This window comes from Pseudonocardia sp. ICBG1142, from assembly GCF_020496255.1.
Taxonomy (GTDB): domain Bacteria; phylum Actinomycetota; class Actinomycetes; order Mycobacteriales; family Pseudonocardiaceae; genus Pseudonocardia.
Map to the genome: position 1 here is coordinate 577,102 of NZ_JAHLJC010000031.1, position 12,362 is coordinate 589,463.

At 74.7% G+C, this 12,362-nt stretch carries 12 protein-coding genes and 1 riboswitch; of the genes, 7 read left to right on the forward strand and 5 right to left on the reverse strand.

The window, feature by feature from the left end; translation table 11 throughout:
- Nucleotides 1–9 precede the first annotated feature (9 nt).
- The 4 genes from gcvH to KPL59_RS26900 all read left to right on the forward strand — a co-directional run bounded on the left by gcvH (nt 10) and on the right by KPL59_RS26900 (nt 2,815).
- Nucleotides 10–402 (forward strand): glycine cleavage system protein GcvH, encoded by a 393-nt coding sequence (gcvH, locus tag KPL59_RS26885; protein WP_226362424.1) that lies wholly within the window; start codon nt 10–12, stop codon nt 400–402.
- Nucleotides 403–585: 183 nt separating this feature from the next.
- The gene (gene garA, locus KPL59_RS26890) at nt 586–1,038 is read left to right on the forward strand and encodes a glycogen accumulation regulator GarA (RefSeq protein WP_062394962.1); all 453 of its coding nucleotides are present in this window, start codon (nt 586–588) and stop codon (nt 1,036–1,038) included.
- Between the two features lie 447 nt (nt 1,039–1,485).
- Nucleotides 1,486–1,962 carry a bifunctional nuclease family protein gene (locus KPL59_RS26895; protein WP_020623535.1) on the forward strand — a complete coding sequence of 159 codons (477 nt, stop codon included), beginning with the start codon at nt 1,486–1,488 and terminating at the stop codon, nt 1,960–1,962.
- Nucleotides 1,963–2,236: 274 nt separating this feature from the next.
- Entirely contained in the window at nt 2,237–2,815 is a 579-nt protein-coding gene (locus KPL59_RS26900) for a MerR family transcriptional regulator (protein WP_060711889.1), read from the forward strand.
- Nucleotides 2,816–2,839: 24 nt separating this feature from the next.
- Here KPL59_RS26900 and KPL59_RS37170 read toward each other — a convergent pair whose 3' ends face one another.
- Both KPL59_RS37170 and KPL59_RS37175 read right to left on the reverse strand, forming a co-directional pair.
- The gene (locus tag KPL59_RS37170) at nt 2,840–3,007 is read right to left on the reverse strand and encodes a YiaA/YiaB family inner membrane protein (protein WP_308187882.1); all 168 of its coding nucleotides are present in this window, start codon (nt 3,005–3,007) and stop codon (nt 2,840–2,842) included.
- A complete protein-coding gene (locus tag KPL59_RS37175) occupies nt 3,008–3,139 on the reverse strand; it encodes a hypothetical protein (RefSeq protein WP_308187881.1) in 132 nt (43 codons plus the stop codon).
- Between the two features lie 72 nt (nt 3,140–3,211).
- Nucleotides 3,212–3,306, forward strand: a riboswitch (glycine riboswitch).
- 167 nt (nt 3,307–3,473) lie between these two features.
- Between KPL59_RS37175 and gcvP the strand changes: the two genes are divergently transcribed.
- The gene (gene gcvP / locus KPL59_RS26910; protein WP_226361030.1) at nt 3,474–6,365 is read left to right on the forward strand and encodes an aminomethyl-transferring glycine dehydrogenase; all 2,892 of its coding nucleotides are present in this window, start codon (nt 3,474–3,476) and stop codon (nt 6,363–6,365) included.
- A gap of 52 nt (nt 6,366–6,417) precedes the next feature.
- Nucleotides 6,418–7,803, forward strand: a complete 1,386-nt coding sequence (locus KPL59_RS26915) for a chloride channel protein (RefSeq protein ID WP_226361029.1) — start codon at nt 6,418–6,420, stop codon at nt 7,801–7,803.
- A 5-nt stretch (nt 7,804–7,808) separates the two neighbouring features.
- Here the strand turns inward: KPL59_RS26915 and KPL59_RS26920 are convergent, their stop codons facing one another.
- Genes KPL59_RS26920 through KPL59_RS26930 form a run of 3 tightly spaced genes read right to left on the reverse strand, consistent with a single transcriptional unit; the run spans nt 7,809 to nt 11,401 of the window.
- A complete protein-coding gene (locus tag KPL59_RS26920; protein WP_226361028.1) occupies nt 7,809–8,576 on the reverse strand; it encodes a PrsW family glutamic-type intramembrane protease in 768 nt (255 codons plus the stop codon).
- A 46-nt stretch (nt 8,577–8,622) separates the two neighbouring features.
- Complete coding sequence (locus KPL59_RS26925) at nt 8,623–10,479, reverse strand: sugar phosphate isomerase/epimerase and 4-hydroxyphenylpyruvate domain-containing protein (protein ID WP_226361027.1); 1,857 nt, start codon at nt 10,477–10,479, stop codon at nt 8,623–8,625.
- A complete protein-coding gene (locus tag KPL59_RS26930) occupies nt 10,469–11,401 on the reverse strand; it encodes a shikimate dehydrogenase (protein ID WP_308187880.1) in 933 nt (310 codons plus the stop codon). The genes KPL59_RS26925 and KPL59_RS26930 overlap by 11 nt, the downstream gene beginning before the upstream one ends.
- A gap of 141 nt (nt 11,402–11,542) precedes the next feature.
- Here KPL59_RS26930 and KPL59_RS26935 point away from each other — a divergent pair, with 141 nt between their 5' ends.
- Complete coding sequence (locus tag KPL59_RS26935; protein WP_226361026.1) at nt 11,543–12,199, forward strand: TetR/AcrR family transcriptional regulator; 657 nt, start codon at nt 11,543–11,545, stop codon at nt 12,197–12,199.
- Nucleotides 12,200–12,362: the final 163 nt, after the last annotated feature.

Here is a 12,362-nt window from a genome sequence, read left to right on the forward strand (position 1 = left end):
CTCCGCGGCGTGAGCTCGGAGATTCCGTCGGACCTGTCCTACACCGAGGCCCACGAGTGGGTGCGCCGCAGCGGGGCCGGGGTGGTCCGGGTCGGGATCACCGACCACGCCCAGTCGCAGCTCGGGGACGTCGTGTTCGTGCAGCTGCCGACCGTCGGTGACACCCTCGCCGCGGGCGACGCCATGGGCGAGGTCGAGTCGACCAAGTCGGTGTCGGACATCTACGCCCCGGTCGGCGGTGAGGTCGTCGCCGTGAACGACGGGCTCGACGCCGCCCCGGAGCTGGTGAACTCCGCCCCCTACGGCGACGGGTGGATCGTCGAGATCCGGCTGGCCGACGGGGCCTCGCCCGACGGCCTGCTCGCCGCCGACGCCTACCGCCAGCTGGCCGACGGCGACTGAGCCGGCCGCCCGCCGCACCACGCAGCACGGCACGCGGACCTCCGTATCGCCCCGGCCGCTCCGACCGGTAGGTTCACATCCCCTGGACGTGTCGTCCGGAAGGGGCCGGGACACCCGGCCCCGAACAGACCTGCCCGCCCGGACGCCGTCCGGGTACCGCATCCGCGAGGAGGAGTCCCCGAGGTGACCACGAACGACCCGCGCGACGTGCCACCGGAGCGCGCACCGGAGACCACGTCGGTCTTCCGGGCGGACTTCCTCGCCGACGTCGAGCAGCCGGCCGCCGAGCCCGCCGTCTCGGGTGTCGACGGGCTTCCCGCCGGGTCGGCGCTGCTCGTCGTCCGGCGCGGTCCGAACGCCGGCTCGCGCTTCCTGCTGGACGTGCCGACCACCAGCGCCGGCCGGCACCCCGACAGCGACATCTTCCTCGACGACGTCACTGTCTCCCGGCGGCACGCGGAGTTCCGCCGCGACGCCGGTGAGTTCGTCGTGGTCGACGTCGGCAGCCTCAACGGCACCTACGTCAACCGTGAGCCGGTCGACACGGCCGTGCTCGCCAACGGCGACGAGGTGCAGATCGGCAAGTTCCGCCTGGTGTTCCTGACCGGGCCCCGCGAGCCCGGCGCCCAGGGCTGACCCGGGTCCCGTGCGGTGGCGCCGTCCGCGCCGTCTCTGCCGCCGTCTCTGACGGCGGTGCCGCGGGCGCCGTGCACGGAGCCCCGCGTGTGACCGGCCCGTCGCGGCCGGGGGTGCTCCGGTACCCCCTGGTGCGGCGGGCCTTCGGCGTGGACGGGGACCAGCGGGTGTCGAGCCGACACGCCGTGCGCGACGGGCGTGTGACGATCGTCGAACGGACCCCGTCACTCCCCGTCCGGAGGCGCGCGTCCGGGCGGACCGCCGTGTAGCGTCATCAGGTGTCGGTGGCAGTGCGGTGGCAACGACGACGGTGACGACACCACGGTGACGACACGGAGCCGTCGGGTCCACCGCGCGGGTCAGGGCGAGCAAGGCGATCAGGGCGGCCGGGGTGGCGTGTCCACCCGGGTGGTCCGACAGGCCCGACAGGGCCGGGGAGGCGGGCTGATGAGCGAGATGCGCGTCGTGGGCGTCCGGGTCGAACTTCCGGCGAACCAGCCGATCCTGCTGCTGCGGGAGACGAACGGCGACCGATACCTCCCGATCTGGATCGGATCGGTGGAGGCGACGGCGATCGCCCTGGAGCAGCAGGGGGTCAAGCCCGCGCGGCCGTTGACCCACGATCTGCTCAAGGACGTGATCGGAGCACTCGGGCGGCGGCTCGAGCAGGTGCGGGTGACCGACCTGCAGGAGGGCACCTTCTACGCGGAGCTGATCTTCGACGGTGGTGTCACGGTGTCCGCACGGCCGAGCGACTCGATCGCGCTGGCGCTCCGGATCGGTGTCCCGGTGCACGCCGACGAGAGCGTCCTCGCCGAGGCGGGACTGGTCATCCCCGACGAGCAGGAGGACGAGGTCGAGAAGTTCCGCGAGTTCCTCGACTCCGTGTCGCCGGAGGACTTCCGCGGTGCCCAGCCGGGCTGATCCGTGCGGGTCACCACCGCCGTCACCCGGCAGTGGGAACGCACGGACCGCGGTCCGACCGTTCACCGACGTCACCGACCGTTCGGCGGCCGTACGCCCTGTGTGCCCGGCGACCCGGCCGGGTGTCCGGTACGCCCAGGTCGGCGAGCCGCGTTGACCACCCCGGCCGCTGGGCCTACCGTCATCTCGACTGATGACATCCGTGGAACTCACCCACTACCCAGAGTCACATGGTAGAGGACGGTCCACGGTCCCGAACGAAGGAGACCGCGCGGTGCAGACGCCACCACCCGAGGGGCCGGGTCAGGGAGAGCTGTTCCCGGACCCGCTCGTCGGTGCGGGGCTCGACGGGGTGACCGACCGCCTGGTCGGCTTCCGCGGCCCGACCGCGTGTCAGGTCGTCGGCATCACCTACCGACAGCTGGACTACTGGGCCCGCACCGGGCTCGTCGTGCCGTCCATCCGCGGTGCCGCCGGGTCGGGCAGCCAGCGGCTGTACTCCTTCAAGGACGTCCTCGTCCTCAAGATCGTGAAGCGGCTGCTCGACGCCGGTGTCTCGCTGCAGAACATCCGGATCGCCGTCGAGCACCTGCGTCGGCGCGGGATCCGTGACCTCGCCGGCATCACCCTGTTCTCCGACGGCACCACCGTCTACGAGTGCACCTCCCCGGAGGAGGTGGTCGACCTGCTGCAGGGCGGGCAGGGCGTGTTCGGCATCGCCGTCTCCGGGGCGATGCGCGAGATCTCCGGCGTGATCAAGGACTTCCCGGCCGAGCGGGCCGACGGCGGCACCGTCGACGAGGCCCCCGAGGACGAGCTGGCGCGCCGCCGCGCGCGCCGCGCCATCTCCTGAGGCCATCTCCTGAGGCGGATCCGCTCACGCCACCGAGCGGAACGGGTCGTGCTCGGCGAGCAGCTTCTCCATCCGCGCCTGGTCGACCCGGTTGACCACGGTCAGGGACTCCTGCCGGTCCCGGACACACTTCGCCAGGGTGAACGCCGAGGTGATCGCGTACAGCACGGCGATCGCGAGGAACGCCTTCACTCAGCCGTCGACGGGCAGGTAGACGGTCCCGACGACGACGGCGGCGAGGGACACGCCGAAGGACAGCATCGCCTGCATGTGGAACGCGGCGGTGGTGGCCGGGGTGGTGTTCGGAGCGCTGGTGTTCGACATGACACGAGTGTGACGAGACGGCGCAGGCGGCGACGCCGCAGAACTACGCAGGTAGGCTGACCCGGTAGTCGTCGACGCCGCGCGGGAGAGCCCCGGGGAACGAGCCCGGGCGCCGAAGGAGCAACCCCTTCCCGGAATCTCTCAGGCACACGGACCGCGCGGTCGAGACGCCTCTGGAAAGCGACGGGTCACCCGCGCACGCGGGGAGCCGTCCGCCGACGGGGAAAGCCGGAAGCCTCCGGTGAATCTCTCAGGCGCCCGGTCTCCGGGTACGGACAGAGGGGGAGGGCGAGTTGCCCTGCCCCGAATCCGCCCGACGACCTCCGGAGGCGCCGTGAGCCCGACGTCCGAGCACCGTCCCACCCTCGCCGAGCTGGAGCGGGGGCTCCCGTTCGCCGAGCGCCACATCGGGCCCCGCCCCGGCGACCTGGCCCGGATGCTGGAGGTGCTGGGCGTCGACTCGCTCGACGCGCTCGCCGCCCGCGCGCTGCCCGACACCATCCGCGCCGCCGAGCCGGTCGGGGCCTCGCTGCCCGCGCCGGTCGGCGAGGCCGAGATGCTGGCCGAGCTCCGCGCCATGGCCGGGCGCAACACCGTGACCGTCCCGATGATCGGCTACGGCTACCACGGGACCCGCACCCCGTCGGTGATCCGCCGGAACGTGCTGGAGAACCCGGCCTGGTACACCGCGTACACGCCGTACCAGCCCGAGATCAGCCAGGGCAGGCTCGAGGCGCTGCTGGCCTTCCAGACGATGGTGTCCGACCTGACCGGGCTGCCGGTCGCCGGCGCGTCGCTGCTCGACGAGGCCACCGCCGCCGCCGAGGCGATGACGCTGCTGCGCCGGGCCAACCGCTCGACCAGCCCGCGGTTCGTCGTCGACGCCGACACGCTGCCGCAGACCGTGGACGTGCTGCGCACCCGCGCGGAGCCGCTCGGCATCGAGCTGGTCGTCGCCGACCTCGCCGACGGCGTGCTGCCCGAGGGCGAGTTCTTCGGTGTCCTGCTGTCGTACCCGGGCGCCTCGGGGCGGGTCGCCGACCCGTCGGGCCTCATCGAGGCCGCGCACGGCCGCGGGGCGCTCGTCGCCGTCGCGGCGGACCTGCTGGCCCTGACCCTGCTCACCCCGCCCGGGGAGCTCGGCGCCGACGCCGCGATCGGCTCCACCCAGCGCTTCGGGGTGCCGCTCGGCTTCGGCGGCCCGCACGCCGGCTACCTGTCGGTGGGGCAGCGCCACGCCCGGCAGCTGCCCGGCCGGCTCGTCGGCGTCTCCCGCGACGCCGACGGCCACTACGCCCTGCGCCTGGCGCTGCAGACCCGTGAGCAGCACATCCGCCGGGAGAAGGCCACCTCGAACATCTGCACGGCACAGGTCCTGCTCGCGGTCATGGCCGCCTGCTACGGCGTCTACCACGGCCCGGACGGGCTGCGCGACATCGCCACCCGCACCCACCGGATGGCCGCGGTCCTCGCCGCCGGCCTGCGGTCGGGCGGGGTGGAGATCGTCCACGACGCGTTCTTCGACTCGGTGCTCGCCCGGGTCCCCGGCCGCGCCGACGCCGTGGTCGCCGCCGCGCACGAGGCCGGGATCGCGCTGCGCCGGGCCTCGGACGACGAGGTCGGCGTCGCCACCTCGGAGATCACCACCGTGGCGCACCTGCACGCGGTGTGGGCGGCGTTCGGGGTCGCCGGGGTGGACGCCGACGCCCTCGACCGGGAGACCGCCGACGCGCTGCCCGCCGGCCTACGTCGCACCGGTGAGTACCTCACGCACCCGACGTTCCACGACCACCGGTCCGAGACCGCGCTGATGCGCTGGCTGCGTCGCCTCGCCGACGCCGACCTCGCGCTGGACCGCACGATGATCCCGCTGGGCTCGTGCACCATGAAGCTCAACGCCGCCGCCGAGATGGAGGCGGTGACCTGGCCCCAGTTCGCCGACCTGCACCCGCTCGCGCCCGAGTCCGACACGGTCGGCACCCGGGAGATGATCGAGCAGCTGGAGACCTGGCTGGCCGACCTCACCGGCTACGCCGCGGTGTCGCTGCAGCCCAACGCGGGCAGCCAGGGCGAGCTCGCCGGGCTGCTCGCCATCGCCGCCTACCACCGCAGCCGCGGGGCGGCCGACCGCGACGTCTGCCTGATCCCCGCCTCGGCGCACGGCACGAACGCCGCCTCGGCGGTCATGGCCGGGATGCGGGTGGTCGTCGTCGGGACCGCGCCGGGCGGCGACGTCGACCTCGACGACCTGCACGCCAAGATCGCCGAGCACGGTGACCGGCTCGCCGCGCTGATGATCACCTACCCGTCGACGCACGGTGTCTACGAGGCCGGGGTCCGCGACGTCTGCGCCGCGGTGCACGACGCGGGCGGCCAGGTCTACGTCGACGGCGCCAACCTGAACGCCCTGGTCGGGGTGGCCCGCCCGGGTGCCTTCGGCGGCGACGTCAGCCACCTCAACCTGCACAAGACCTTCTGCATCCCGCACGGCGGCGGCGGGCCCGGCGTCGGCCCGGTCGCGGTGGCCGAGCACCTGGTGCCGTTCCTGCCCGGTCGCACGCCCGTGTCCGACGGCGGGGTCGGCGCGGTCTCGGCCGCCCGGTACGGCTCGCCCGGCGTCCTGCCGATCTCCTGGGCCTACCTGCGGATGATGGGCACCGACGGGATGCGCCGCGCCACGCTCACCGCGGTGGCCGCCGCCAACTACGTCGCCACCCGACTGCGGGAGCACTTCCCGGTGCTCTACTCGGGCGCCGACGGCGCGGTCGCCCACGAGTGCATCCTCGACCTGCGGATCCTGACCAAGGAGACCGGGGTGACCGTCGACGACGTCGCCAAGCGGCTGATCGACCACGGCATCCACGCCCCGACCATGTCCTTCCCGGTGGCCGGGACGCTGATGGTCGAGCCGACCGAGTCCGAGGACCTGGCCGAGATCGAGCGGTTCGTCGCCGCGATGGTGTCGATCCGCGGCGAGATCGACCGGGTCGCCGCGGGGGAGTGGCCCGCCGAGGACAACCCGCTGCGCAACGCCCCGCACACCGCGGCCTGCCTGGCCGACGACAAGTGGGACCACCCGTACCCGCGGGAGCTGGCCGCGTACCCGACCGGGGTCACCCCGGGGGTGCACGACCGGAAGGTGTGGCCGCCGGTACGCCGGATCGACGGCGCCCCCGGCGACCGCAACCTGGTCTGCTCCTGCCCGCCGCCGGAGGCCTTCGCCTGATCTCTGCCCACCCGTCGGGAGGGTGTCCGGACAGGTCGGGGATCATGGAGGGGTGTCACACCGACCGAGTGAGCGCCTCCGGGTCCCCGCCCCCGTCCTGCGGACGCGGGTCCGGTCGAAGCGGGCCGCGACCGACCAGCCCAACGTCACCGGCGACGGCGCGTCGCCGCTGACCGCCCGGTTCTGGGTGCTGCTCGTCGTGACCGGGATCGCCGCCGGGCTGTCCGGGATCGCGCTGATGGCGCTGCTGCACGCGGTGTCGGAGTGGGCGTGGGGATCCGGGGCGGCAGAAGGGCTCGGCGCGGCGGTCGAGCGGGCCGACGCCTGGGGGCGGATCTGGCCGCTGCTGGTGGCCGGGCTCGTCGCCGGTGTCGGTGGGTACCTGCTGCGCCGGTTCGTCCCCGGCCGCACCGACGTCGACGACGCGATCTGGACCGGTGACGCCCGGCTCGGGGTGCGCCGCAGCTCGGGCACCGCGGTGCTGTCGGAGGTCGTCGTCGGGCTGGGCGCCTCGCTCGGCCGGGAGGCCGCGCCCAAGCTGATGGGCGGGGTGTGGGGCGCGGTCCTGGCCGGCTGGGGCGGCCTGTCGGTCGAGCAGCGACGTCTGCTGGTCGCCTGCGGTGCGGGCGCCGGGCTGGCGTGCGTCTACGACGTGCCGCTGGGCGGGGCGCTGTTCGTCGCCGAGGTGCTCGTCGGCACCGTCCGTCTGCCGGTGGTGCTGCCCGCACTGGCCTGCACCGCGACCGCCACCGTCGTCGCCTGGCTCTACCTGCCCGCCGGGCCGGTCTACCCCGGCCTGCCGGACCCGGTGACGACGCCGTCGCTGCTGGTGTGGGCGGTGCCCGCGGGCGTGCTGATCGGGGTCCTCGCGACCGGCTGGGTCCGGCTGATCGGGTTCGTGTCGCACCACGGGCCCCGGCGGACGTGGTGGCGGATCGCCGCCCCGGTCGCCGCGTTCGGGCTGCTCGGCGTGGCCGGGCTGGCGTTCCCGCAGCTCTACGGCAACGGCGCGGACCTGGCCGAGCAGGCCTTCCTGGGTGGCGGGGCGCTGCTGCTGTTCGCGTTGCTGGCCGTGCTGAAGCCGCTGGTGACGGCGATGTGCCTGGGCAGCGGCGCGTCCGGTGGGCTGTTCACCCCGACCCTGTGCACCGGCGCGTTGCTCGGGGCCGCGCTCGGCGGGGTCTGGTCGGCGCTGTGGCCGGGCACCCCGGTCGGCACGTTCGCCCTGGTCGGGGCGGCCGCGATGATCGGGGCCGGGATGCAGGCGCCGCTGGCCGGGCTGGTGCTGGTGCTGGAGCTGACCGGCACCGGGTTCGCGATCGCCGTCCCGCTGGTCGTCGCGACGCTGGTGGCCACCGCGGTGGCCCGGTGGCTCGACGGCTACTCGATCTACTCGGCGCGCCTGGCCGCGCAGCCCACGGCCGAACAGAGCACCTGAGGGGGTCAGGCGGGCAGCGCGGTGCCGGGGGCGCGGTGCGGGAGCCGGTGGGCGAACCCGGTGAGCAGGCCGAGGCTCAGCACCGCGAGCACGCCGTAGGCGACGAACCCGCCGATGCTGTCCCAGGTGGTGTGCAGGGCGACGGCCAGGACGAACACCAGCAGCGCCCGTCCGGCGGCCCGCCCGGTGCGCCGCCGGGCCGCGTACCACAGCGCGGCCGCGGTGAGCCCGGTCCAGGCCATGTGGGCGGCCGGGCTGAGCACGCCGCGCAGGAGCAGGACGTCGTCGACGGCGCCCAGGTCGCCGCCCGAGCGGACCAGCACGACGAAGCCGTAGCCCATCGTCTCCAGCGCGGCGAAGCCGGCACCGGAGGCGACCCCGACCAGCAGCCCGTCCGCGGGGTGCCCGCGGCGGGCGGTCAGCAGCAGCACCACCAGCGGCGCGACGAGCTTGGCCGACTCCTCGATCAGCGCGACGCCCAGCATCGGCATCCTGCCCAGCGACCGCAGCGCGTCGAACTCCAGCAGCCCCGCCGCGACGACGCCGACGACCCCGCCGAGGAACGCGACCAGCGCGATCGGGCCCGCGCCGATCGAGTAGTCCAGCCGCCGCCCGAGCACGAAGGCCACGAACGCGGCCGGGGCGACCGCGGCGCCGAGCAGGATCAGCGACGGCACCAGGTTGGGGTTCTGCGTGACGAGCAGGACCCGGCGGACCGCCTCGAACAGCGCGACCCCGACGACCAGGACGAGCAACCAACCCCAGCGACGCACCTGCAACTCCCCTCCGCGACCGACGCCGGGACGGTAGCGGCGCCGCTCAGGCCCGGGCGAGCCGGGACCGGCGATGGGCCGCCATCCGCACCGGGGCGTCGGCCCAGCCGTGCCCGTCGTGGCCGCCGGTGCGCTGCACCAGGGCCAGGAACAGGCGGCCCCCGAGCAGCTCGGTGCACACCTGCAGGTAGTCACCGGCAGCGTCGCGGTCGTGCAGGACACCGAGCTCCCGGTAGGCCGCGACGGTCGCCGCGGGCAGGTCGAGGCGGGCGGCGAGATCGTCGTGGTAGTTCGCCGGGACCGGGAGCAGCGGCACCCCGGCCGCCCGCGCGGCGGCCGCGGTGGCGAGCACGTCGTCGCAGGCCAGGGCCACGTACTGCGGGTCGGCGACGGCCGGGCTCCACCCGCCGCGGCGCAGCACCGACACGGTCAGGGCGAGCCGGACGCTGCGGTCCGGGTCGGCCAGCGCGCGGCTGCGGACCAATCCGAACGGGGCCGCGTACTCGCCGTCGCCGACGGTGTCGAGGCCGAGCACGGCGCGGTGGAACAGGACCGCCTCGTCGAACGCGTCGTAGGGCTGGGTGAGCCCGATGTGGTCGATGCCGGTGATCCCGGTGCCGGGGGAGCGGGGCTCGTCGACGGCGACGAAGTCGTGCGGCCAGGCCCGTCCGGCGTCGCCGTCGGTGCGGCACAGGAACACCGCGGTGCCGTCGGGGGCGGTGATCCCGGCGAGCTCGGCCTCGCCGGGCCCGGTGACCCGGGGGACGGGGGCGGCGCACAGCCGGGCCGCGCGGCGGGCGGCGGCGGCCGGGTCCGCGGACTCGACGGCGATCGCGGCGACCGCGCCGGTGCCGTCGCCCGCCGCGTTCACCAGCAGCCGGGCGTCGCCCTGTTCGAAGCGTTCGACCTGCTTGGTGCGGTGCACCCCGGTGCGGCTGAACCCCAGGGCGCGCAGCACCCGCCCCAGCTCCGGGCGCGCGGTGAGCTCGACGAACGCCGTCCCGCGCAGGGCCGGCGCCGCGGTGCCCACGGGATCGGTCCCGGCGCCGGCCCGTGCGGTGGCCTCGGCGAGCGCGATCAGCGAGCGGCGGGCGTCGACGGCGGTGCGGACCGGGTCGGACTGGCGGAAGACGTCGTTGAACACCTCCAGCGACAGCGGTCCGGTGTACCCGGCCCTCAGCACGGGGGCGAGGAACGCGGGCAGGTCGAACCCGCCCTGGCCGGGGAACAGCCGGTGGTGACGGCTCCAGGACAACACGTCCATCGACAGCTCACGGGCGTCGGCGAGCTGGAGGAAGAACAGCTTGTCGCCGGGGACGTCGGCGATCGGAGCGGGGTCCGAGCCGCGGGCGAGGATGTGGAAGGAGTCCAGGCACAGCCCGAGCGCGGGGTGGTCGGCGGCGCGCACGGCGTCCCAGGAGGCGTCCCAGGTGTCGACGTGCCGGCCCCAGGCGAGCGCCTCGTAGGCGACGCGCAGCCCGCGCTCGTGGGCCCGGTCGGCGAGGGTGTGCAGCTGGGTGGTGAGCAGGTCGGCGTCGGTGGCGGGGTCGACGGCGTCGGGGGACACCGAGGAGCACACCAGCACGGTGTCGGCGCCGAGGCCGGCCATGACCTCGAAGGTCGCGTCCGCGCGGCGCAGGTTCGCGGCGAACCGGGCGGGATCGGTCGAGTCGATGTCGCGCAGCGGCTGGTACAGGTCCACCGACAGGCCCAGGTCGCGGCAGCGGGCGCCGATCCCGGCCGGGGACTCGGGGTCGGCGAGCAGGTCCGGCGCGAAGATCTCGACCCCGTCGAACCCGGCGGTCGCGGCGGCGGCGAGCTTGTCCTCCAGCGTGCCGGACAGGCAGACCGTGGCCAGCGACAGACGCGCGGGCCCGTGCGGGGGGCGGGGCTCAGGCGACACGGGCCGCCGCCTGCTCGGCGGTGACGAGCTCGGCCAGGTGGGCGAGCATCCGCGCCGGATCCGGTGTGGCGCCGGTGAACAGCCGGAACGCCTCCGCCGCCTGGTGCACGGCCATCGCACCGCCGTCGACGGTGCGGCAGCCCGCGGCGCGGGCGGCGGCGAGCAGCGCGGTGTCCAGCGGCCGGTAGACGATCTCGGCGACCCACGGACGGGTGGCGAGCAGCGCTGGGTCGAGGGGGAGTCCGGGGTGCTCGGCCATCCCCGTCGGGGTGGCGTGCACGAGGCCGTCGGCCCCCGGGAGCAGCGCGGACAGTGCGGGCAGCGGGTGCCCGGTGGCGTGCGCGCCGGGGGACAGGTGCGGGGTCACCGACGCGGCGAGTGCGGCGGCGCGGGCACCGTCGACGTCGACGATCTGCAGGACGCCGACGCCTTCGCGGGCCATGGCGTAGGCGGCCGCGGCACCGGCACCCCCGGCGCCCAGCAGCACGACGCGCCCGGTCGCGGCGCCGGGCAGCCCGGCCCGCCAGCCGTCGCGGAAGCCGGTCCAGTCGGTGTTGTGCCCGGTCAGCGCCCCGTCCGCACCGATGACGACGGTGTTGACCGCGCCGATCGCGGCGGCGTCCGGGGCGAGCACGTCGAGGTGGCCGATCACCCGCTGCTTGCAGGGGTGGGTGACGTTGACCCCGGCGTAGCCCTGCGCGCGGGCCCGGGCGAGCAGGTCGCCGACGGCGTCGGGGTCGCGCCCGAGGACATCGAGGTCGAAACGCGTGTAGGTCAGGTCCAGGCCGTGCGCCGCGCCCTCGCGCTCGTGCAGGGCGGGGGACAGCGACGGACCGATGCCGGCGCCGATCAACCCCGTCCGCACCCGTGTGCCGGTTGCGGCGGCGTCGGTCTCGCGCCGGGTCTCGTTGCTGCTCCGCACGGATCCCTCCTCGGATCTATGTACCGTACGGTTAGTTATACTGGACGGTGGGTCCGTCGGCCAGGGGGAACGGCCGACGATCCGTAGAGTCCGGGGCGCCACCGGGATCCCGGTGGCGCGGACCGGTGGAGGGGGGTCGCGGTGGCGGCGGTACCAGAGGAGGGCGTCCGGCAGCGCGACGCCGAGCGCACCCGCACCGAGATCCTCGACGAGGCGACCGCGGAGTTCGCCGACCGGGGCCTCGCCGGGGCGCGGGTCGACGAGATCGCCGCGCGCACCCGGACCACCAAGCGGATGCTCTACTACTACTTCGGCTCGAAGCAGGGTCTCTACCTGGCCGTTCTCGAACGCGCGTACACCGGGATCCGGGCGCTGGAGCAGCAGCTGTCGGTGTCGGACCTCAACCCGGCACGGGCGGTGCGGGCGGTCGCGGAGCTCACCTTCGACCACCACGAGGCGCACCCGGACTTCATCCGGCTGGTCGCGATCGAGAACATCCACCACGCCGAGCACCTGCGCTCCTCCCCGCTGCGCGCGGGGCTCGCCGGGCCCGCGCTCGGCGTGCTCGATTCCATCCTCGCCCGCGGCCGGGAGGCCGGGTTGTTCCGCGACGACGTCGACGCCTTCGACGTCCACGTGCTGATCAGCTCGTTCTGCGTGTTCCGGGTGGCCAACCGGCACACCGTCTCGGCCATCTTCGGTCGCGACCTGCTGGACCCGCAGCGGCGCGGGCACTACCGCCGCATGGTCGGCGACCTGGTCGTGGAGTACCTGACCGCGCGTGTCGGGCAGGACTGACGGCGGAGCCTGTGGCAGGGGCCTGTGGCAGGTGCCCGGCAGGACCGACCGCAGGGTCGACGGAGAACCCCTGGCGGGGTGACCGCGCCGGCGTCCATCCGGCTCTTGACACGCCCCGCGTCGCAACTCACTATTCGGTACCTAACCAGACGGTACATAGACG